At 65.0% G+C, this 19063-nt stretch carries 22 protein-coding genes; 13 read left to right on the top strand and 9 right to left on the bottom strand.

The window, feature by feature from the left end:
- Positions 1 to 11 precede the first annotated feature (11 nt).
- A complete protein-coding gene (locus SR870_RS11160) occupies positions 12 to 2081 on the bottom strand; it encodes a prolyl oligopeptidase family serine peptidase (protein WP_322518024.1) in 2070 nt (689 codons plus the stop codon).
- A 92-nt stretch (positions 2082 to 2173) separates the two neighbouring features.
- The gene (locus SR870_RS11155; protein ID WP_322518023.1) at positions 2174 to 3400 is read right to left on the bottom strand and encodes an NADP-dependent isocitrate dehydrogenase; all 1227 of its coding nucleotides are present in this window, start codon (positions 3398 to 3400) and stop codon (positions 2174 to 2176) included.
- Positions 3401 to 3802: 402 nt separating this feature from the next.
- On the opposite strand from SR870_RS11155, the gene SR870_RS11150 reads away from it, so the two are divergent.
- From SR870_RS11150 to greA, 6 genes are all read left to right on the top strand, one after another.
- Entirely contained in the window at positions 3803 to 4999 is a 1197-nt protein-coding gene (locus tag SR870_RS11150; RefSeq protein ID WP_322518022.1) for a TrmJ/YjtD family RNA methyltransferase, read from the top strand.
- Between the two features lie 72 nt (positions 5000 to 5071).
- Complete coding sequence (locus SR870_RS11145; RefSeq protein ID WP_322518251.1) at positions 5072 to 5308, top strand: antitoxin; 237 nt, start codon at positions 5072 to 5074, stop codon at positions 5306 to 5308.
- Positions 5305 to 5706, top strand: coding sequence for a type II toxin-antitoxin system VapC family toxin (locus tag SR870_RS11140; RefSeq protein WP_322518021.1), 402 nt, complete (start codon positions 5305 to 5307; stop codon positions 5704 to 5706). The genes SR870_RS11145 and SR870_RS11140 overlap by 4 nt, the downstream gene beginning before the upstream one ends.
- A gap of 189 nt (positions 5707 to 5895) precedes the next feature.
- Positions 5896 to 6276, top strand: a complete 381-nt coding sequence (locus SR870_RS11135) for a DUF2147 domain-containing protein (RefSeq protein WP_322518020.1) — start codon at positions 5896 to 5898, stop codon at positions 6274 to 6276.
- A 431-nt stretch (positions 6277 to 6707) separates the two neighbouring features.
- Entirely contained in the window at positions 6708 to 6869 is a 162-nt protein-coding gene (locus tag SR870_RS11130; protein ID WP_322518019.1) for a hypothetical protein, read from the top strand.
- Positions 6870 to 7011: 142 nt separating this feature from the next.
- Positions 7012 to 7494, top strand: a complete 483-nt coding sequence (gene greA, locus SR870_RS11125) for a transcription elongation factor GreA (protein ID WP_322518018.1) — start codon at positions 7012 to 7014, stop codon at positions 7492 to 7494.
- Between the two features lie 46 nt (positions 7495 to 7540).
- Here the strand turns inward: greA and SR870_RS11120 are convergent, their stop codons facing one another.
- The 3 genes from SR870_RS11120 to SR870_RS11110 all read right to left on the bottom strand — a co-directional run bounded on the left by SR870_RS11120 (position 7541) and on the right by SR870_RS11110 (position 9482).
- Positions 7541 to 8089, bottom strand: coding sequence for a hypothetical protein (locus tag SR870_RS11120; RefSeq protein ID WP_322518017.1), 549 nt, complete (start codon positions 8087 to 8089; stop codon positions 7541 to 7543).
- Positions 8090 to 8520: 431 nt separating this feature from the next.
- Complete coding sequence (locus SR870_RS11115) at positions 8521 to 9246, bottom strand: Fic/DOC family protein (RefSeq protein ID WP_322518016.1); 726 nt, start codon at positions 9244 to 9246, stop codon at positions 8521 to 8523.
- Complete coding sequence (locus SR870_RS11110) at positions 9243 to 9482, bottom strand: hypothetical protein (protein WP_322518015.1); 240 nt, start codon at positions 9480 to 9482, stop codon at positions 9243 to 9245. The genes SR870_RS11115 and SR870_RS11110 overlap by 4 nt, the downstream gene beginning before the upstream one ends.
- A gap of 296 nt (positions 9483 to 9778) precedes the next feature.
- Here SR870_RS11110 and SR870_RS11105 point away from each other — a divergent pair, with 296 nt between their 5' ends.
- Both SR870_RS11105 and SR870_RS11100 read left to right on the top strand, forming a co-directional pair.
- The gene (locus SR870_RS11105) at positions 9779 to 10162 is read left to right on the top strand and encodes a hypothetical protein (RefSeq protein WP_322518014.1); all 384 of its coding nucleotides are present in this window, start codon (positions 9779 to 9781) and stop codon (positions 10160 to 10162) included.
- Between the two features lie 301 nt (positions 10163 to 10463).
- The gene (locus SR870_RS11100) at positions 10464 to 11285 is read left to right on the top strand and encodes an isocitrate lyase/phosphoenolpyruvate mutase family protein (RefSeq protein WP_322518013.1); all 822 of its coding nucleotides are present in this window, start codon (positions 10464 to 10466) and stop codon (positions 11283 to 11285) included.
- Positions 11286 to 11330: 45 nt separating this feature from the next.
- On the opposite strand, the gene SR870_RS11095 is transcribed toward SR870_RS11100, so the two are convergent.
- The 3 genes from SR870_RS11095 to SR870_RS11085 form a co-directional block, all read right to left on the bottom strand.
- On the bottom strand, positions 11331 to 12398 hold the full coding sequence (locus SR870_RS11095) for a virulence RhuM family protein (protein WP_322518012.1): 1068 nt from the start codon (positions 12396 to 12398) through the stop codon (positions 11331 to 11333).
- Positions 12399 to 12718: 320 nt separating this feature from the next.
- Positions 12719 to 13387: a hypothetical protein gene (locus tag SR870_RS11090; protein WP_322518011.1), complete on the bottom strand. Its 669-nt coding sequence runs from the start codon at positions 13385 to 13387 to the stop codon at positions 12719 to 12721.
- Between the two features lie 209 nt (positions 13388 to 13596).
- Positions 13597 to 13920: a DUF1476 domain-containing protein gene (locus SR870_RS11085; RefSeq protein WP_011442599.1), complete on the bottom strand. Its 324-nt coding sequence runs from the start codon at positions 13918 to 13920 to the stop codon at positions 13597 to 13599.
- A 300-nt stretch (positions 13921 to 14220) separates the two neighbouring features.
- Between SR870_RS11085 and purC the strand changes: the two genes are divergently transcribed.
- The 4 genes from purC (at position 14221) to purQ (ending at position 16461) form a co-directional block, all read left to right on the top strand.
- Positions 14221 to 14988: a phosphoribosylaminoimidazolesuccinocarboxamide synthase gene (gene purC, locus SR870_RS11080; RefSeq protein ID WP_011442598.1), complete on the top strand. Its 768-nt coding sequence runs from the start codon at positions 14221 to 14223 to the stop codon at positions 14986 to 14988.
- Positions 14989 to 15152: 164 nt separating this feature from the next.
- Complete coding sequence (gene purS, locus SR870_RS11075) at positions 15153 to 15395, top strand: phosphoribosylformylglycinamidine synthase subunit PurS (protein WP_322518010.1); 243 nt, start codon at positions 15153 to 15155, stop codon at positions 15393 to 15395.
- A gap of 17 nt (positions 15396 to 15412) precedes the next feature.
- Positions 15413 to 15592, top strand: a complete 180-nt coding sequence (locus SR870_RS11070; protein ID WP_322518009.1) for a hypothetical protein — start codon at positions 15413 to 15415, stop codon at positions 15590 to 15592.
- 167 nt (positions 15593 to 15759) lie between these two features.
- The gene (gene purQ / locus SR870_RS11065; RefSeq protein WP_322518008.1) at positions 15760 to 16461 is read left to right on the top strand and encodes a phosphoribosylformylglycinamidine synthase subunit PurQ; all 702 of its coding nucleotides are present in this window, start codon (positions 15760 to 15762) and stop codon (positions 16459 to 16461) included.
- Positions 16462 to 16842: 381 nt separating this feature from the next.
- On the opposite strand, the gene SR870_RS11060 is transcribed toward purQ, so the two are convergent.
- Entirely contained in the window at positions 16843 to 17364 is a 522-nt protein-coding gene (locus SR870_RS11060) for a PaaI family thioesterase (RefSeq protein ID WP_322518007.1), read from the bottom strand.
- A 228-nt stretch (positions 17365 to 17592) separates the two neighbouring features.
- Here SR870_RS11060 and SR870_RS11055 point away from each other — a divergent pair, with 228 nt between their 5' ends.
- A complete protein-coding gene (locus SR870_RS11055) occupies positions 17593 to 18957 on the top strand; it encodes a TrpB-like pyridoxal phosphate-dependent enzyme (RefSeq protein WP_322518006.1) in 1365 nt (454 codons plus the stop codon).
- The last annotated feature ends 106 nt before the right edge of the window (positions 18958 to 19063 follow it).

Raw genomic sequence — 19063 nt, 5'->3', positions numbered from 1 at the left:
GCGCGCAGCGCTCAATCCGCGCAGATCGTGCTGCGCAAAAACGCAAAGCCGAGCGCCTGACTCTGCGCCTGCTTGGTGTTGTCGACCGCGCCGGAATGGCCGCCCGCTACGGTTTCGTCGAACCACACCGGCTGCCCGAACGCCTGCAGCCGGGCTGCCATTTTGCGGGCGTGGCCGGGATGCACGCGATCGTCGGTGCGGTTGGTGGTGATGAAGATCGGCGGATAGGGTTTCGCGCCACTCGCAAGATGATAGGGCGAGAAGCGGCGGATGAACTCCCACTCCTCGGGATTTTCCGGGTCGCCATATTCGGCGATCCAGCTCTGCCCGGCGAGTAGTTTGGTGTAGCGCGCCATGTCGAGCAGCGGCACGCTGCACCAGATCGCGCCGAACAACTCCGGATAACGCGTCAGCATGTTGCCGACCAGCAATCCGCCATTGCTGCCGCCGTGGCAGGCGAGTTTGGCTGCGGTGGTGACGCCGCTCGCCGCGAGATCGCGTGCGACCGCTGCGAAGTCGTCATGCGCGACGTGCTTCGTCGCCTTGCGGGACGCCAGATGCCAGGACGGGCCGAACTCGCCGCCACCGCGTATATTGGCGAGCGCATAGACATGACCTCGCTCGAGCCACAGCTTGCCGACGATGCTCATGTAAGACGGCGTCAGCGACACCTCGAAGCCGCCGTAGCCGTAGAGAATCGTCGGCCGCGGCGGGCCGCCGACGGACAAGTCCCTGCCGATCAGGAAATACGGAATCCGGGTCCCGTCGGCCGCGAGAGCGTGGCGCTGTTCGACCTCGATCCGGGTTGCGTCGAACGAGTCCGGCGCGCGCTTCAGCAATTCCGGGGCGCCTTCGCCGGTCCACAGCGCCGTCGTGGTCGGCTGGTCGAAGCCGGTTGCCGTCAGCACCAGTTCGCGGCCCAGTTCGGGCTCGTCCTCGCCGCCGAAATTCTCCGCATAGATCGAGGCGTTGTCCGGCAAGTCGGGCAGGGCGCGGCTGCTCCAGCCGCTTTCTCCGCGGCTGGCGAGCTCGATGCGGCCGCGGACGTCGTCGAGGATCTGCAACATCACGCCGTGGCGTGTTTCCAGCCAGGACTGCAGCGACCGGGTCGGGGTCGGCGCGAATATGATCTCGAAATCGCGCGCGCCCGCAAGGAAACGATCGAGCCCGATCACCGCCAACGCTCCAGCGGCGATGGTCTGGTCGCCGACGCGCCAGTCCTCTTTCGGACTGAACAACAGGTCGTCGGCATTGAGCGAGATCGATACCTGCTCCGGCAGGTCGAGCCGAAGCCGCTGGCCGGCGAAAGCGCCGTGTTGCGGCTCGACGAAGATCTGCGCGCGGGTGAAATCCACCGCCCGCCAATAGGCCACCGCCTCGTGGGTCGGCCGGCGATTGACGCTGAACCAGGCAGCGACGTCCTCCTTCTCGACCTCGAACACGATCTCGGCGGCGTCGAGCGGGGTGCCGCGGCGCCATTTGCGCACCAGCCGGCCGTAGCCGGCCGCCGTGCTGTCTTCGGCTCCGAGCGCACTGCCGAACAGGATGGTGTCCTGATCGAGCCAGTCGGCGCGGGTCTTGGCCTGCGGGATTGCAAATCCGCAATCGACGAAGCGCTTCGTTGCGAGATCGAATTCGCGGAGTTCGACTGCGTCGGTGCCGTTGAACGAAAGGCTGACCAGCGCCCGCGTTTTGTCCGGCGAGCGCACCGCGCCGGCGAACGCCCAGGACACGCCCTCGGCGGCATTCAGCGCATCGATGTCGAGCAGCAGTTCCCAATCCGGCGTGACGCTGCGATAGCTCGCGAGGGTGGTGCGGCGCCAGAGCCCGCGCGGATGCGCCTTGTCCTTCCAGAAATTATAGAGGTGGTCGCCGGATTTGTGCACGAACGGGATGCGGTCATCGGCATTCAGGATGTCGAGCACGGCGTCGAAATCGGCGATGTAAGCGGCATCGCAGAATTGCGCTCTGGTAAGCGCATTCTGCGCCTCGACCCAGCCCACGGCCCGGTCGCCTTCGATTTCCTCCAGCCACAGCAGATCGTCGTCGGCACCGTCGGCCGGATTGCCCGATGAGGTCATTGCACACCTGTCCCAAACAAAAGCCCGGGCGCGGGTCCCGGGCTTTCAGATCATGGAGTTCGATCGCCCGCGCCTGTCGCGCGAGCCCGCGCTCAGGCCGCCTTGGTCTCGCTCATCGCCTTGTGCAGGTTCTGCGCGACCTTGTCGAGGAAGCCCTCGGTCGACAGCCAGCGCTGGTCGGCGCCGACCAGCAGCGCGAGGTCCTTGGTCATGGCGCCGGCTTCGACGGTCTCGACGCAGACCTTCTCCAGCGTGTCGGCGAACTTCGCCAGCTCTTCGTTGCTGTCGAGCTTGGCGCGATGGGCCAGGCCGCGGGTCCAGGCGAAGATCGAGGCGATCGAATTGGTCGAGGTCGCCTTGCCCTTCTGGTGCTCGCGATAGTGCCGGGTGACGGTGCCGTGGGCGGCTTCGGCCTCGACCGTCTTGCCGTCCGGGGTCATCAGCACCGAGGTCATCAGGCCGAGCGAGCCGTAGCCCTGCGCCACGGTGTCGGACTGCACGTCGCCGTCGTAGTTCTTACAGGCCCAGACGTAGCCGCCGGACCATTTCAGCGCCGAGGCGACCATGTCGTCGATCAGCCGGTGCTCGTAGGTCAGACCCTTGGCGTCGTATTCTTTCTTGAACTCGGCCTGGAATATCTCTTCGAAGATGTCCTTGAAGCGCCCATCATAGACTTTCATGATGGTGTTCTTGGTCGACAGATACACCGGATAGTTGCGGATCAGGCCGTAGTTCAGCGAGGCGCGGGCGAAGTCCTTGATCGACTCGTCGAGGTTGTACATCGACATCGCGACGCCGGCGCCGGGCGCCTTGAACACTTCGCGCTCGATCACCTGGCCGTCGTCGCCGACGAACTTCATCGTCAGCGTGCCGGGACCGGGGAACTTGATGTCGGTCGCGCGGTACTGGTCGCCATAGGCGTGGCGGCCGATCACGATCGGCTTGGTCCAGCCCGGCACCAGCCGCGGCACGTTCTTGCAGATGATCGGCTCGCGGAAGATCACGCCGCCGAGGATGTTGCGGATCGTGCCGTTCGGCGACTTCCACATGCTCTTGAGGCCGAATTCCTTCACCCGCGCTTCGTCCGGGGTGATGGTGGCGCATTTGACGCCGACGCCGACCTGCTTGATGGCGTTCGCCGCATCGATGGTGACCTGGTCGTCGGTCGCGTCGCGGTGCTCCATCCCGAGGTCGAAATACATCAGCTCGACATCGAGGAACGGGGTGATGAGCTTGTCCTTGATCATCTGCCAGATGATGCGGGTCATTTCATCACCGTCGAGTTCGACGACGGGGTTCTTCACCTTGATTTTCGCCATGCGGGATCGGGCCTTCTTTGCGACAGCTTGGGGCGGGATTGGGCGTGAGCCGCGCCCGCTATAGCACCGGCCTGCGCCAGCCGAAAGGTGAATGGACGGGCAAAACGGCAGGTTTTGCAGCGTTCCAGAGCGCGGCACGGCGGCGCGCGGCGGGCGTTGCGCGGCCGGCCCCGGCAGACCGCAGCTCATGTGACAGGCGAAGCCCGGCTTCAGGTTCTTAACGAATCGTCAAAGTTCACGGTAAACGCATTATTTCGCTTGAGAAATCGCGCCAGACTTGGCACCCAAAGCGCGCGGAAGAGGCCGCTCGCGGTGGCCCGGCTCAAGCTCCGCTATAATCTCAACACGCATACGCTGCGCGCCCTCGGTCGACCCCGAGGCGGATCTTTGAAAGCTCGTTTGATGGCCGGTTCCGGCACCGATAAATCCAGGCCCGAGTCCGACTTGGCAGGCCCCGTTGTGATTCTGGTAGAACCTCAACTGGGCGAAAATATCGGGATGTGCGCCCGCGCCATGGGTAATTTCGGCCTGAAACGTTTACGTCTGGTGAAGCCGCGCGACGGCTGGCCCAATGTCCATGCCCGCCGCTCGGCTTCCGGCGCCGATCACATCCTGGACGCGGTCGAGCTGTTCGAGACGGTGGGCGAGGCGGTGGCCGACTGCACGCTGCTGTTCGCCACCACCGCGCGCGCCCACGACCAGGCCAAGCCGGTGCGCGGGCCGGAGGCGGCGGCGCAGGAGATGATCACCGCGGCCGCGAGCGGCGGCACCGCCGGCATCCTGTTCGGCCGCGAGCGCTACGGCCTGCAGAACGAGGAGGTCGCGCTCGCCAACCGCATCGTCACCTTCCCGGTCAATCCCGCCTTCGCCTCGCTGAACCTCGCCCAGGCCGTGCTGCTGATGGGCTACGAATGGTTCAAGCACGCCACCGGCGGCGCGCTGCCCTATGCGATGCCGGAGCGCTCCGAGCCGGCCTCGCAGCACCAGATGACGGCGTTCTTCGATAACCTCGTCGCCGAGCTCGACCGCGTCGAGTTTCTGCGCCCGCCGGAGAAGCGCGACACCATGCTGGTCAATCTGCGCAACATCTTCACCCGGATGGACCCGACCAGGCAGGACATCCACACGCTGCACGGCGCGGTGATGGCGATCGCCGAGGGCCGCAAGGGCCCGGCCAAAGGCGGCGTGCTCGACGGCACCCAGGCGACCAAGCTGCGCGCGCTCTTGGCCGAGCGCGCCGCCGCCGGCCACGGCGACGACGCCGGCTCGATGCGCGGGCTGGCGCGAATGCTCCGCCGCAACCCGACCGACGCCGAGCGGCTCTTGTGGGAGCACCTGCGCAAGGACCGCCGCTTCGCAGGCCAATTCAAGCGCCAGACCCCGGTCGGCCGCCACATCCCGGATTTCGTCTCGTTCCCGAACCGCATCGCGATCGAACTGGTCAACCCGGACGAGAGCGACGCGATCGCGACCGACCGCGCTGCCCGCAAGGACTGGCTGGAGGCGCGCGACTATCGCGTGGTGCTGATCGAGGCGGCGATGGTCGAGAGGGGTATCGCCGAGGTGCTGGGGCGGCTGGAGGCGGTGGTGAAGGGGTAGGGCGTCATCCGGGCGGTCTTGTGAGGGCCGGCGCGATGGCATATGTTATTGGCATATGCCATGGAGGTCAGCATGCCGGTCCACCGACACGTCCGGTTGTTTCGCAACGGCAGGAACCAGGCGGTCCGCATTCCGGTGGAATTCGAATTGCCCGGAGATGAAGCCATCATGCATCGGGACGGTGACCGTCTGGTGATCGAGCCGGTGCGTAAACGCGGTCTGATCGCCTTGTTGGCATCGATGACCCCGCTCGACGAGGCGTTTCCGGAGATTGACGATCCGGCGCCGGCGCCGGAGAAAATCCTGTGACGCGCTACCTGCTGGACACCAACATCCTTTCCGATCTGATCCGGAATCCGCAGGGCGCGGCCGCGCGCCGCATCGCCAAGGTCGGCGAAGCCGGCGTCTGCACCAGCATCATCGTTGCGTCCGAGCTGCGCTATGGCTGCGCCAAGAGTGGGTCGTCCAAGCTGAGCAAGGCCGTCGGCGATCTGCTCGGCGAGATCGACGTGATGCCGTTCGAGGCGCCGGCCGACGCCGAATATGGTGCGATCCGTTCGGCACTGGAGTCCGCCGGGACGCCAATCGGCGGCAACGATCTGCTGATCGCCGCCCACGCGAAATCGCTGGGCGCGATCATGGTCACGGCCAATACGCAGGAATTCAAGCGCGTCCGGGGATTGAAGGTCGAGAACTGGCTGGCCTGATACAGAACGGCCGACGACGGGATCCGTCGCGCTGTGCGTTCGGCTCCGATCAGCTTCGTAGCAGTACGGGTCGCGATCCGATTGACTTGCGCCCCGCCGCGCGATTGGCTGATCGCAAGCGGCGATGCGCCGCGTGAATGACGATCGGGAGGGGACATGCGAACGACATCAGCTCGCGTTGGTTCAGGGATGGTCGCCGGCCTGGCGCTGCTGGCAGTCGCCGCGATGACGGCCGCGACCGCCGGCGCGGCCCGCGCCGACGACGTCGCCGGCACCTGGCTGCGCGATACCGGCCTGTCCAAGGTGAAGTTCGCGCCCTGCGGCGGCGCCGTCTGCGGCACGCTGGTCTGGCTGAAGCCGGGCGTCGAGACCCCTGCCAAGGTCGGCCAGAAGGTGTTCTTCGACATGAAGCCGTCCGGGCCGAACGCCTGGGCCGGAAGCGCCTTCAATCCCGAAGACGGCAAGACCTACACCGGCAAGATGAGTCTCGCCGGCGGCACCCTGACCACCCAGGGCTGCGCGATGGGCGGCATGATCTGCAAATCCTCGACCTGGACTCGGGCGAACTGAGCGCAGAGCCGGGCGAAATAACCCGTCGGCAGCGGTCAAATCTGACCAGCGGGCCTTCCTCATCGGCGACACGCTTGGCGCGACGATGCACTTCATGGAAACCGGCCTTTGACGGGACGACCGCAATTCGCGTGCCCGCGATCATTGCCGAACTTCTCGCTGCCCGGGGAGTGAGGTGGTGATCAGGAGTCTCGGGCAGTCGCATGCCCGAGACTCCTGACACGGCGGTCGCGTTGGCCGCGATCCGGCGTGTCGTCTCGATCTCGGCAGCGTGAGGACGAGGAGTTCGATGAATCATCGCAGATGGCCGAGGTCTTCTCCGCGTGGTCCGATGTCGTCCTGGTCGACCGCCCCGGCCGCGAGCGAACCGCCCGCTCGCCCCGCGGCCGTCGCTTTCGTCGGCCGGGCGGGAACCTCGTCGGTCTCCGTCCATGATTGAGCGCCTGACCTATCTCCAGTCCGTCGCCGATCGCTGCCGGGCGGTTGCCGCCGCTGCGGCGCCGAATCCGGCCGAAAGACTGATCCTGCTGGCGATCAAGCTCGAAGCGATGAAGCGCGACCAGAGCGCGCCGCAGCCGCCGCACGGTAAATAATCCTACTTCCCACTGCTCCAGGCCGGAATCCGCGCGGGATCGTCGACCCGCCGCGGGCGTTCGAACCAACGCGCCAGCGCGGCGTTGCTCGAACTGGCCGAGCCGCGATAGGTTCGGCCATTCCCTCTTACGGAGAGTCCGATTGAGCGTCGCCTTCACCAAGGAAGAAAGTGCCGAAACCGCGTCGGAGACAATGCTGCCGGATCGGCCGATTTCGGAGCATCCCAATCTCGTCACCGCGGCGGGGCTGAAGGCGATGGAAGCGCAGCTCGCCGAGGCGCGCGCCGGCGTCGAGGCCGCAGCCGAGATCGAGGACGTCAACGAACGCCGCCGCGCCGAGGCGATCCCCGCGCGCGACCTGCGCTATTTCGACATCCGCGTCCGCAGCGCGCAACTGATGCCCGAGCCGGAGTCGAGCGACGTCGTCGAGTTCGGCTCCACCGTCACCTTCCGCCGCCCCGACGGCCGCGTCCAGACCTACCGCATCGTCGGCGAGGACGAAGCCGACCCGAAGCAGGGCACGATCTCGTTCGCGGCGCCGGTAGCAAGGCTGCTGATGGGCAAGGCGGTCGGCGACGTCGCGGGGAAGGGCGAGCAGGAGCTGGAGGTGGTGGGGATCGGGTAGGGGAGGGTGTTTCTCCCCGCCTCCTGATGAGGTTCGCTGAACTTCCTCATTGGTTGGGCGCGTGCCATCGTGGACGCTCTAAATCAGCCCCTGAGAACATCTTCTGAAGAACCTCGATCTGTTGGCCAACGAATTGTCTGATGGTCTCTTGATCTTCTTTGGTTGCTTTGCGGCCTTCGATTTCAGTTGCAATTGTCTCTAGAAATAGCCTCACACCGTTCAACGTCCAACTTGTTGCGGCGAGATATCGTGCCGTGGAGCGGCTGCCTTGGTCGTTGAGTTCAAAGATCGGAAATCGATTTATTTCATTTGCCACAGTGGTCATGCTCAATGCGGCTTGGCGAAGTGACAAAGGAAACGGCAGAAAATGGGCTGATGTACGATGATAGCTCTCTAGGACTTCATAGCCATGCGAAAGAAGCCTCACAGCCGCATTTTTCAGTTGCCGCTTCCGTCGCCAAGTTGGCGCAAAGGCCGTGAAGTACGTAATTGCAATGGCAATCATGGTGCCGAAAAATTGAGCCCAACCTGCGAGTTTGTCGTGGCGTTCGAGCCATGAAATTAAGTCGAAAGTCCAGCTGTTGATTTCGTTCATTGTCTTTCCATGCGGTGTTTTTCTGGCTTAGACTAGCGCGTATCGCGCAGTGCGCTGCCGATCGCTGCGGATGGTGGATTGTGTTTCGTGCCTGTCTAGCCAAGGCGCAGTGAAATTATCGAAGCTCATTGAGCTTCTTTACTATGTCAAAAACAAACAGGATTCTCGGAAGCTAATGCCATTGTGCGAACTCCGCCGCAACAACTCGATGCAGCAGCGTAGCCCGGGTAAGCGCAGCGACACCCGGGGTTGATCAATTTTCATCCTGCATGTCGCTTCGCTCATGCAGGCTACAGCTGAACTCAACGCATGTCGCGTCGGACATGTGGGTAACACGGCGCCTGGAGCGTAGGGCGCAATAGCGAAGCGTATTGCGCCGCCTAACCGCCGTAGATGACGGAATACGTTCCGCTAATCCGTCCTGCCGACTGTCAGGAGCTGCTTCGGTTCGTCTGTTGCTGCTTGTAGCGATTTTGCACGTTGGGGTCGGACATCTTGCCCAAGACGACGTTCGTGTCGTCGGCGTCACCGGCCAGGCCCGGTGTCTGCATGATCGAATCCCCCAAGCGTTCATAGGCGATCGGATCGCGGATGAGAGGCTGGAGATATCGATCGAGAATGCTCTTGCCGGGAGTTTCCAGTTCTTCGGTGAGAGCATCGAGATAGCTGGATTTGTCGGTCTTGGCCCAATCGATGCTGAATCCGGCCCGCTGCGCCAGAACCGAATGGACCACCATGATGGTTCGGCCGTTGCCGTCGAGGAAGGGATGGCCATAGGCCAGATAGCCCATGATTTCGCCGGGTTTCGAGGCCATGAAGGACGTATCCTGTCCATGCGTCAACGCGTACTCCACGGCCGCGCGGATATCGTTTGGATGGGCGAAGAGGACGCGGCCCTTGCTGACGGCAATGTCCGGGGCCGTCTCCGTTCGATCTTGCCCGGCCCACGGGTAGAGCGCTTCGAACAGGATGCGATGGACGTCGAGTACGTGCTCGTAGCAAATGGCTTCGTAGCGGGCGAGCGTGGCAAACGCCTCCGACAGTCCGGTCGCAAACGAGGCGTGTTCGAGCCTGCGGACGATCGCGAGATCCTTCTCCTTCTCGAAGTTGCGCAAGTAACCTTGCGTGTCCAGATCGCCGAAGGGATCGAATGTCACGGCTTGGCTTCGCGCAGATAGCGCGCTTGCAGGTGGACGAGGTCTCTGCGGCTCAAATGCCCGGCGCGCTGCAGAGCGAGAAGGGTCTGTTCGACCTCGTCGAAAACGACGTTGTCGCCGGCCAGCCGCGTGATGTGATGGGCCAAGTCGTCGGACGCCGTTCCGACGTACTGCACCTGATGTTGCCGCGCCATCTCGCTGATCAGGCCGGCAGTGGCACTTCGACGGCTGGACATGGTTCGCCTCCTCGCCCACGAAATTAGCCGTTAAGCGGCTGTCAATCCACTCGAATCGAACTTCAGACAAGCACGGTTGGAGGGGCGGCTCGACGGTGTTACGCGTTGTTCCGCCCGCAGGGCGCATGAGCAAAGCGTCGTGCGTCGCCTGTCGCTGCCGAAGCCATTTTGGTCATCCGCTGCCGGCGGCGTGGTGAACCCATCCTTCCATGACATCCCCGTCCTTCGCCAGGACGTTTCAACGTGCTGCAACCTCGCGATGATAGCTTTGCGCCATTCTTGTCGGAGGATGTGTCATGTTACCAATGAAGTATTGTTTGCTCGCCGCAGCCGCGTCCGTGTTGCTGGTCGGTCCCGTCGCCGCGCAGACGGCGCCGGCTGCGGCCGAGGGGCAGAGCACGCCGGTCCGGATCCAGACCAATCTCACCTTCTTCCTGCCCGGCGCCGTGTCCGGGGAGGAACTGCCTCAGAAGATCGATCAGGCGCGCAAGATCGTCTATCAACTGGCGATGCGGGAGTGCGAGGCGCTGCGCAGCACGATCGCCAGGGACTGCAAGCTGGAATCCGTCAACAGCAACATCCGGCAGTCCGAAGCCCGGCCGCAGCAGTTGCAGCAGTCCCCAGGCTATCACGTCAGCGGATCGATCCAGTCGGTGATCAATCTGAAGTCGCAGCCTTAGCCGCTCCGCGGGCCGGCGCTTCGAGCCGTCTGCGTTAACCTTTCGCCCGCCGCCGCGTCGGCTGGGCGCTGTCCGCGCCCAGAGCTTGTGGGCGTCGGCGCCTGCGCGCGCCAGATGCGGGCTGTCCCGCTTCGATCGTCGTGATTCGCGGTGATTCGTCGCCGCTTTGTTCCGCCGGCGTTCCGAACGTTAAGGCGAGCAGGGTGGGCTGTCGCAAGGTGGGACAGTTCGGCTCGCCGGGATCGCTCGACCGAGGCGGGCGTCGTGCTACCCTTGCGCAAAACCAACAGGGAGCCCGCCGATGCCCGTCCCCACCGCCGCCAAGCGCGCCGCGTTCCGCAAGCTGCATGATTCCGGCTGCTTCGTGCTGCCGAACCCGTGGGATGTCGGCTCGGCGCGGCTGCTGCAGCAGCTCGGCTTCCAGGCGCTGGCGTCGACCAGTTCGGGCTATGCGTGGTCGACCGGCCGCGCCGACAATCGCGTCACTTGCGACGACGTGCTGGCGCATCTGACGACGCTGAGCGCGGCGGTCGATCTGCCGGTCAACGCCGATTTCGAGGGCGGCTTCGCCGACGCGCCCGAAGGCGTCGCCGCCAATGTCACCCGCGCGGTGGCGACCGGGATCGCCGGGCTGTCGATCGAGAATTCCACCGGCGATGCGGCGCGGCCGCTGTACGATGACGCGCTCGGCGTCGACCGCATCAAGGCGGCGCGCGCGGCGATCGATGCAACGGGCGAGGACGTGCTGCTGGTCGCGCGCTGCGAGGGCTTTCTGTGCGGCGAGCGCGATCTCGGCAAGACCGCGGCGCGGCTGGTCGCGTTCGCCGAGGCCGGCGCGGACTGCCTGTATGCGCCGGGGGTGTCGACCGAAGCCGAGATCACCACGCTGGTGCAGGCGATCGCGCCGAAGCCTCTCAACGTGCTGATCGTGCAGCCGACCATGACGGTCGCCGCACTCGCCGACCTCGGCGTCCGCCGCATCAGCGTCGGCGGCGCCCTGGCGCGCACGGCCTGGGCGGGGTTTCTGAATGCGGCGCGCGAGATCGCCGAGGAGGGCACTTTCACGGCCTTCGCCGGGGCGGCGAAGGGGGCGGAGTTGAACGGGGTGTTCGGGGGGAGGTAGCGGCTGTCGTCTTGTTACGGAACAGTTGGTGCACCAGCGTAGCCGTCAGGATAGCTTCTTCTGTGGCTTGTTGCCCGCAGGGCCTGGCTTCGACAATCGCGCCTGTTGCTCGAGTTCGGTCAGTTCGCTGATCGCCTCCGCCTCGGCGGCGTCAGTCTCGGCGGCGCGACGGCGTTTGTCGAACGTCTCGAAGCGCTCGGCCACGACCTGCTCCATGCTCGCATGGGAGACGCGGCCGGCGCCCTGCAGCACGCCGCGTTCGTTGAAGGCGACGAAGCGATCGGTCTGCGCCATCCATTCGGCCATGGTGGTCGGCTGGCGGTTGCGGGCGCGCAATTCGGCGAAATCGAGGAAGGCAGTGGTCAGCAGGTTGAGATCGCTGATCTCGTCGGCGGTGAGATAGTTCTTCGAGATGGTGACGTCGCCCTTGCGGACGCGGTCGCCCTTCCAGCTGGTCAGCGCCATGTTCGGCCGCGCGGGATCGGCCCTCGCGACGATTAATTCGGCGGCGGTCTTGCCGGTTATGGCGAACACCAGCTTGTTCTGGATCGAGGCGAAGAAGGTTTTGGCCGTCTCGGCCTTAGGGTCGTAATCGGCGCTGGTTGCGGCGAACAGGTCGCGGACTTTCTGGTAGAACCGCTTCTCCGACGCCCGGATGTCGCGGATGCGTTCGAGCAGTTCGTCGAAATAGTCGAAGCCGGCGGGGTCCTTCAGGCGCTCGTCGTTCATGACGAAGCCCTTGACCAGATAGTCGTTCAAGACCTCGGTGGCCCAGCGCCGGAACTGGACGCCGCGGGCGCTGCGGACCCGGTAGCCGACCGCCAGAATGACATTGAGATTGTAGAGGTTCGTGCTCCGCCGGACCCGACGTTCGCCTTCCAGCCGAACTTGTAAGGATTGCTTACAAGTTGCCTCCGGCGTCAGTTCGCCCTGTTCGAAGATGGCGCGCAGATGCTGCGTGATATTCTGCGGCGTTGTCTCGAACAGCAGCGCGATCTCGGCCTGGGTCAGCCAGACCGTGCCGTCCACCAGCCGCAGCTGCACCGCGTCCCGGCCGTCCTCGGTGCGGTAGAGGATCAGCTCGCCTTCGCCCTTGCTGTCCTCGAGTGTCATGCCGCCCCACCGACGCTGTCCCGGCCTCGGAGATGCCGTAGCATCTTGAATCGTGTCGCGCGTGTTTGTGGCCAAAGGGCCGCGAACTTCAAGCTCCGATTTCGGATGCGCGGTTGGATGGGATCAGGTGGAGCGGTCGCCGCTGCGTCCGCCGTCCGGGCCGAAGCTTTGCGAAGTCGGGCAGGGGACAACGGTCGCTGCGACTCGCGGCATCCCCCACCCCGCCCGGCTTCGCTGCGCTTCGCCGGGCGACCCTCCCCGCAAGGGGGAGGGTGATCCTGCGGCGGCCGCAAACGTTCACAACGCGGACTACGCGAGACCTACCTCCTCCGTCTCGGCCCCCGCGGCGGTCCGCGTTCCGGCGGGGTATGCGCATCTTCCAGCAGCACCATCGCCGCTTCGGGGATGCGGTCGAGCTTGACGCCGCCGTAGCGTAGCTGGATCAGCGTCTTGCGCAGCGCGGCGTCGCGGTCGAGCCACTGCTGGCCGGTGCGCGCCGGGCCGGGGTCGCGGGGCGGGCCGCGGCGGCCTTTCAGCGTGAGCCGTGCCATGTTCAGCACCTGCATCGCCTCGATCAGCCGGTCGAGATCGACCGAGGGGGCCTGCCACAGCTCGTCGACGCAGCGCTCGGCGAGCTGATGCAGCTTCACCCCGAGCATTCGCAGCTTGAGCCTGCGGCCGGCGCGCGCGGTCGGCACCGTGTCGCTGGCCTTCGGCGCCAGCGGGTGACGCGTCCAGCCGCCGTCTCGGGCCCAGCGCCCGACGGTGCCCTGGCTGACGCCGGTCTTCGCCTCGATCTGCTTGTAGGTCAGCGAGGTGTCTTCGATCAGCCGGCGGACATGCGCGACCGTGGCATTGGTGTGCAATCGCTTGCAGCCCTTCGGGCGGCCGCCCGGGACCGGCGGCGGCCCGCCATCCAGCGCAGCCAGCGCCGGCCGTTCCGAGGAATCGATGACGCGAATCGGGGAGCGAAACAGAGGGACGAGCATGCCGGCACCCATACGCCGAGGAGGATCGGTGTAGGAATATATGCCGATATCGCGGTTTATGACAAGAGTCGGTCGGGCGGGCCAGCCCTTGCCGGCGGACCCGCCGATCCGCCCCCGCCAACAAAAATGCCCGGGACCAGCCCGGGCATTTTCAGCATTTGCAACCAAACAACGAGGTGCGCGCGGCCCTGCGGCCGCGGCTCGTCAGCCTACTTGCCGGCCTTGATCTCGATCGCCGCCTGGGCGAGGAATTCGCCCATCTTCAGCCGCAGTTCCTGCTCGGACACCGTGATGCCCTTGTCGGTCAGGTCCTTGGTGACCTTGCGGATCACGTCGGCGTCGCCGGCCTCTTCCAGGTCCGAGATCACCACCTCTTTGGCATAGGCCGCGGCGGCGTCGCCGGACAGGCCGAGCTTTTCGGCGACCCACAGGCCGAGCAGCTTGGAGCGGCGCGCCTCGGCCTTGAATTTCTGCTCTTCGTCGAGCGCGAACTTCCTCTCGAAGCCTTCTTCGCGCTTGTCGAAACTGGTCATGTGCGAATTCCGATCTCTCTGCGGGGGACGGGGCCCCGCCGGTTTGCGGTGGGCGGTTCGGATGCCTAGATATCCAGCAGGAACCACAATGACAACCGCCCACAACAGCGCAGGCGGCGGGTAAAACTTCGGTGCGACCGGCCTGATCGATTGTGCCGGGGCCCCCAATCAGCTAGGTTGCGGCAAGGCTAGGTTCTTGTTCTGTTTCCTGTTCCGGCCTTCACGGCAGCTCCGCCGTGGGTCCCCATCGTCAGACGGAGCCACCCATCCATGGATTTCAACAAAACACGGTACATCCCCATGAGCCGGCGACGTCGCATTTATGAAGGCAAGGCCAAGGTGCTGTATGAAGGTCCCGAACCGGGAACCCTGATTCAGCACTTCAAGGACGACGCTACCGCGTTCAACGCCAAGAAGCATCAGGTGATCGAGGGCAAGGGCGTCCTCAACAACCGGATCTCGGAGTACCTGTTTCAGCACCTCAACGACATCGGGGTGCCGACGCATTTCATCCGCCGGCTGAACATGCGCGAGCAACTGATCCGCGAAGTCGAGATCGTGCCGCTCGAAGTGGTGGTGCGCAACGTCGCCGCGGGCTCCTTGTCGCAGCGTCTCGGGATCGAGGAAGGCACCCAATTGCCGCGCTCGATCATCGAGTTCTACTACAAGAACGACCAGCTCAACGACCCGATGGTCTCGGAAGAGCACATCACCGCGTTCGGCTGGGCGACCCCGCAGGAGATCGACGACATCATGGCGCTGGCGATCCGCGTCAATGATTTCCTCACCGGGCTGTTCCTCGGCATCGGCATCCGCCTGGTCGACTTCAAGATGGAATGCGGCCGGCTGTTCGAGAACGACATGATGCGGATCATCGTCGCCGACGAGATCTCGCCGGATTCGTGCCGGCTGTGGGACATCAAGTCGAACGAGAAGCTCGACAAGGACCGCTTCCGCCGCGACCTCGGCGGCCTGCTCGAGGCCTATACCGAAGTCGCGAAAAGGCTCGGCATCCTGATGGAAAACGAGCGCCCGGCCGGCTCCGGCCCGGTGCTGGTGAAGGGCTGAGCGCGCTGCGCGCGTTCACAAGCGAGGTCATTCCGGGGCGCCGCGCAGCGGCGAACCCGGAATCCAGAGGTTATTGAACGATCGAGATTCCGGGTTCGCTCGCTGCGCGAGCGCCCCGGAATGACGGATAGGGCAGAGGCTCTATCCGACACGACGAGGGGACCATGAAAGCGCGAGTGACGGTGACGTTGAAGAACGGGATCCTCGATCCCCAGGGCAAGGCGATCGAGGGTGCGCTGAAATCGCTCGGCGTCGGCGGCATCGCCAGCGTGCGGCAGGGCAAGGTGTTCGACATCGAACTCGCTGGCGCCACCGACAAGGCCGCGGCCGAAGCCGCGCTGAAAGACGCCGCCGACAAGCTGCTCGCCAACACCGTGATCGAGAATTATCGCGTCGAGGTGCTGTAGCTAGCGGCGAGGGTGCGATGGCCGAGGTGACCAACGAGCAGATCTACGAACTGGCGTTGAGCATTGTGGGCGATCTCGGCAAGCTCGAAGCTAAACTCGACGATATGTCGCGCGACTGTCGAGAGCTTAATCGCGAATTGTCCGAACCATTCCTCGACGTGCTTCCGTTCGTCGAAGACGGCGGCCGAATGCAATGAGCGATCTTTCCCTCTCCCCTTGTGGGAGAGGGTGGCGAGCGAAGCGAGCCGGGTGAGGGGCCGGCGCTTCGCAGGACGCAAACCCCTCACCCGGTCCTCATGTCGCAGGCGACATTCGGACCACCCTCTCCCGCAAGGGGAGAGGGAAGAAGCAGGACCTTGGCACGATGAAATCCGCCGTTCTCGTCTTCCCCGGTATCAATCGCGAGCGCGACATGGCGCGCGCGCTCAAGCTCGTCTCCGGCCATGATGCCGCGATGGTCTGGCACGCCGATACCGAACTGCCGAACGGCACCGACCTCGTGGTGGTGCCGGGCGGCTTCTCCTATGGCGACTATCTGCGCTGCGGCGCGATCGCGGCGCGGGCGCCGGTGATGGACGCGGTACGCAAATTCGCCGCCGACGGCGGCCTGGTACTCGGCGTCTGCAACGGCTTCCAGATCCTGTGCGAGTCCGGCCTCTTGCCCGGCGTTTTGATGCGCAACGCGCGGCTGAAATTCATCTGCCGCGACGTGCATCTGCGGGTCGAGCGCAACGACAGTCCGTTCACCCGCGGCTATCAGGCCGGGCAGGTGATCAAGGTTCCGGTCGCGCACGGCGAGGGCAATTACGAAGCCGACGAGGAGACCGTGAAGCGCCTCGAAGGCGACGGCCGCGTGCTGTATCGCTACTGCTCGCCCGAGGGCGAAATCGGCGAGAGCTACAACATCAACGGCGCCGCCGCCTCGATCGCCGGAATCGTCAACGAGCGCGGCAACGTGCTCGGCATGATGCCGCATCCCGAGAACCACGTCGAAGACATCATGGGCTGCACCGACGGCCGCGGCCTGTTCGCGGGGCTGGTGGAGCATCTGAAGAAGGCGGCGTAGTTAGTCGTCGTCATTGCCGGGCTCGACCCGGCAATCCATCCTCTTCGTGATCAACTTTGTAGCGCGCTCCGCGCGATGGATGCGCGGGCCTTCGCCGCGACGAAGGGGCTTCGGCCCCGCAGGCGGGTCAAGCCCGCGCATGACAAACCTCTCGTTCGTCATTCCGGGGCGCTCACGCAGTGAGCGAGCCCGGAATCCATACCCCCCGCGCTTGCGTTCGGGACCGCGGGTAGCAGCGCGGTGCGCTGATCGCAGAGTCCAGGGGCTATGGATTCCGGACTTGCGCGCGATGCGCGCAATCCGGAATGACGAACGAAAGGGTTGTTGTTCGTCACTTCGAGATTCCGGGTTCGCCGCTGCGCGGCGCCCCGGAATGACTCGCTAATGACTATCCGCAACCTCGGTGGCCGGCACCTTCCGCCGCACCCGCTTGATCGTGCCGGAGAACGTGAACAGCGGCCGCTCGCCGCTTTTCAGCATGCCGCGGACGAAGATCAGCGACTTGCCGGCGCGGGTGACTTCGCCGAAAGCTTCGATCAGTTCGCCTTCGAAGGCCGCGTCGAGGAATTCGGCGCCGAACGCCACCGTCACGCCCGGTCCGTCCAGCTCCTTGGTGGCGATCGCGAACAGGCAGTAGTCGGCGAAGGTCATGAAGCAGCCGCCGTGCACCGCCTTCATGCCGTTGAGGTGCTTCTTCTCGACCCGGAAGGCGCAGCGCACGCGGCCGTCGTCGTCGAGGCGGTGCCAGAACGGGCCGTTGTGGGATTCGAAGGTGTCGCGCGTCCAGGTGCGCCAGCCGGCGAATTCGCCCTCGGTGGCGATCGTGAGGTCGGGGCGGTGGGAGTGGGTGGTGTCGGCTGTCTGCTGCACGGCGGAATTATCCTTTGGTCGAGTCCCTTCCATAAAACCGATGATGCGCTGCAATGCAAATCGCAGCCTTGTGCGGCCGGCGTGATTCAATTGACACGGCGCAATTGGCAGGCCGCCGCGCGCTGTAATACCCTTGCGGCCGCACCTGGAGCATGATCCCGAAAAGTGGATACCGGTTTTCGGAGAAGACCATGCTCAAACAAGAATCTGGAGCAGGATGACGAGTCATCCTGCTCCAGGGGCCGCCTGAGGGAGAACAGAATGAGCGACCAGATCAAGTACGTCCTGGACGAGGAGAACATCCCGAAGTCCTGGTACAATCTCAATGCCGATTTTCCGACGCCGGTGCCCGACGTGCTGCATCCGGGCACGCATCAGCCGGTCGGCCCGTCCGATCTGGAGCCGCTGTTTCCGATGGAGCTGATCCTCCAGGAGGTCGCCACCGATCGCTACATCGACATTCCCGCGCCGGTGCGCGACGTGTTCCGGATGTGGCGGCCGTCGCCGCTGGTGCGTGCGCGCCGCCTCGAGCAGGCGCTCGGCACGCCGGCGAAGATCTACTACAAATACGAAGGCGTCTCGCCGGCCGGCTCGCACAAGCCGAACACCGCGGTGCCGCAGGCCTGGTACAACAAACAGGCCGGCATCAAGAAGCTGTCGACCGAGACCGGCGCCGGGCAGTGGGGCTCGTCGCTGGCCTTCGCGGGCTCGCTGTTCGGGCTCGACGTGTTGGTGTTCCAGGTCCGCGTCTCGTTCGATCAGAAGCCGTATCGCCGCGCGCTGATGGAGACCTACGGCGCGCGCTGCATCGCTTCGCCGTCGACGGAGACCGAGTCCGGCCGCGCCATCCTGGCGCAGAATCCCGACAGCCCCGGCTCGCTCGGCATCGCGATCTCCGAAGCGGTCGAAGTCGCTGCGAAGAATCCGGACATCAAATACGCGCTCGGCTCGGTGCTCAATCACGTCATGCTGCACCAGACCATCATCGGCCAGGAAGCGATCAAGCAGTGCGAAATGGCGGGCGACGATCCCGACGTGATCATCGGCTGCGCCGGCGGCGGCTCGAACTTCGCCGGCCTCGCGTTCCCGTTCCTCGGCCTGCAGCTGCGCGGCGGCCGTTCGCGGCGGATCATCGCGGTCGAGCCGGCGGCGTGCCCGACGCTGACGCGCGGCACCTACGCCTATGATTTCGGCGACACCGCGCATCTGACGCCCTTGGTGAAGATGCACACGCTCGGCTCCACCTTCATCCCGCCGGGCTTCCACGCCGGCGGCCTGCGCTATCACGGCATGAGCGGGATGGTGTCGCACGCCTATGAGCTCGGCCTGATCGAGGCGCGCGCCTACAAGCAGGTCGGCTGTTTCGAGGCCGGCGTGCTGTTCGCCCGCAACGAGGGCATCGTGCCTGCGCCGGAATCGACCCACGCGGTGCGCTGCGCGATCGACGAGGCGCTGCGCTGCAAGGAGGAGGGCAAGTCGGAAACGATCCTGTTCAACCTCTCCGGCCACGGCCATTTCGACATGCAGGCCTACATCAATTACTACGAAGGCAAGCTGGTCGACGTCGACTACAACGAAGCCGACCTCGCGACCGCGCTGGCGGGTCTGCCGGCGGTGGCGGCCTGAGGCGCTCTTAACCTCTCCCCGCCCTTTTGCGGGGAGAGGTCGGCACGCATCGCAGATGCGTGACGGGCCGGGCACTGCCGTCAATCCGAACTCGGCCTCTCAGGCC

The sequence above is a fragment of the Rhodopseudomonas palustris genome, assembly GCF_034479375.1.
GTDB lineage: Bacteria > Pseudomonadota > Alphaproteobacteria > Rhizobiales > Xanthobacteraceae > Rhodopseudomonas > Rhodopseudomonas palustris_M.
This window is presented reverse-complemented; position numbering and strand designations above follow the sequence as displayed.

Excerpts from the sequence above, each read along its gene's own strand:
- SR870_RS11160 (WP_322518024.1), bottom strand. The coding sequence starts at position 2,081 with ATGACCTCATCGGGCAATCCGGCCGACGGTGCCGACGACGATCTGCTG.
- SR870_RS11155 (WP_322518023.1), bottom strand. The coding sequence starts at position 3,400 with ATGGCGAAAATCAAGGTGAAGAACCCCGTCGTCGAACTCGACGGTGAT.
- SR870_RS11150 (WP_322518022.1), top strand. The coding sequence starts at position 3,803 with ATGGCCGGTTCCGGCACCGATAAATCCAGGCCCGAGTCCGACTTGGCA.
- SR870_RS11145 (WP_322518251.1), top strand. The coding sequence starts at position 5,072 with ATGCCGGTCCACCGACACGTCCGGTTGTTTCGCAACGGCAGGAACCAG.
- SR870_RS11135 (WP_322518020.1), top strand. The coding sequence starts at position 5,896 with ATGGTCGCCGGCCTGGCGCTGCTGGCAGTCGCCGCGATGACGGCCGCG.
- SR870_RS11130 (WP_322518019.1), top strand. The coding sequence starts at position 6,708 with ATGATTGAGCGCCTGACCTATCTCCAGTCCGTCGCCGATCGCTGCCGG.
- SR870_RS11120 (WP_322518017.1), bottom strand. The coding sequence starts at position 8,089 with ATGAACGAAATCAACAGCTGGACTTTCGACTTAATTTCATGGCTCGAA.
- SR870_RS11110 (WP_322518015.1), bottom strand. The coding sequence starts at position 9,482 with ATGTCCAGCCGTCGAAGTGCCACTGCCGGCCTGATCAGCGAGATGGCG.
- SR870_RS11105 (WP_322518014.1), top strand. The coding sequence starts at position 9,779 with ATGTTACCAATGAAGTATTGTTTGCTCGCCGCAGCCGCGTCCGTGTTG.
- SR870_RS11100 (WP_322518013.1), top strand. The coding sequence starts at position 10,464 with ATGCCCGTCCCCACCGCCGCCAAGCGCGCCGCGTTCCGCAAGCTGCAT.
- SR870_RS11095 (WP_322518012.1), bottom strand. The coding sequence starts at position 12,398 with ATGACACTCGAGGACAGCAAGGGCGAAGGCGAGCTGATCCTCTACCGC.
- SR870_RS11090 (WP_322518011.1), bottom strand. The coding sequence starts at position 13,387 with ATGCTCGTCCCTCTGTTTCGCTCCCCGATTCGCGTCATCGATTCCTCG.
- SR870_RS11085 (WP_011442599.1), bottom strand. The coding sequence starts at position 13,920 with ATGACCAGTTTCGACAAGCGCGAAGAAGGCTTCGAGAGGAAGTTCGCG.
- purC (WP_011442598.1), top strand. The coding sequence starts at position 14,221 with ATGAGCCGGCGACGTCGCATTTATGAAGGCAAGGCCAAGGTGCTGTAT.
- purS (WP_322518010.1), top strand. The coding sequence starts at position 15,153 with ATGAAAGCGCGAGTGACGGTGACGTTGAAGAACGGGATCCTCGATCCC.
- SR870_RS11070 (WP_322518009.1), top strand. The coding sequence starts at position 15,413 with ATGGCCGAGGTGACCAACGAGCAGATCTACGAACTGGCGTTGAGCATT.
- purQ (WP_322518008.1), top strand. The coding sequence starts at position 15,760 with ATGAAATCCGCCGTTCTCGTCTTCCCCGGTATCAATCGCGAGCGCGAC.
- SR870_RS11060 (WP_322518007.1), bottom strand. The coding sequence starts at position 17,364 with ATGGAAGGGACTCGACCAAAGGATAATTCCGCCGTGCAGCAGACAGCC.
- SR870_RS11055 (WP_322518006.1), top strand. The coding sequence starts at position 17,593 with ATGAGCGACCAGATCAAGTACGTCCTGGACGAGGAGAACATCCCGAAG.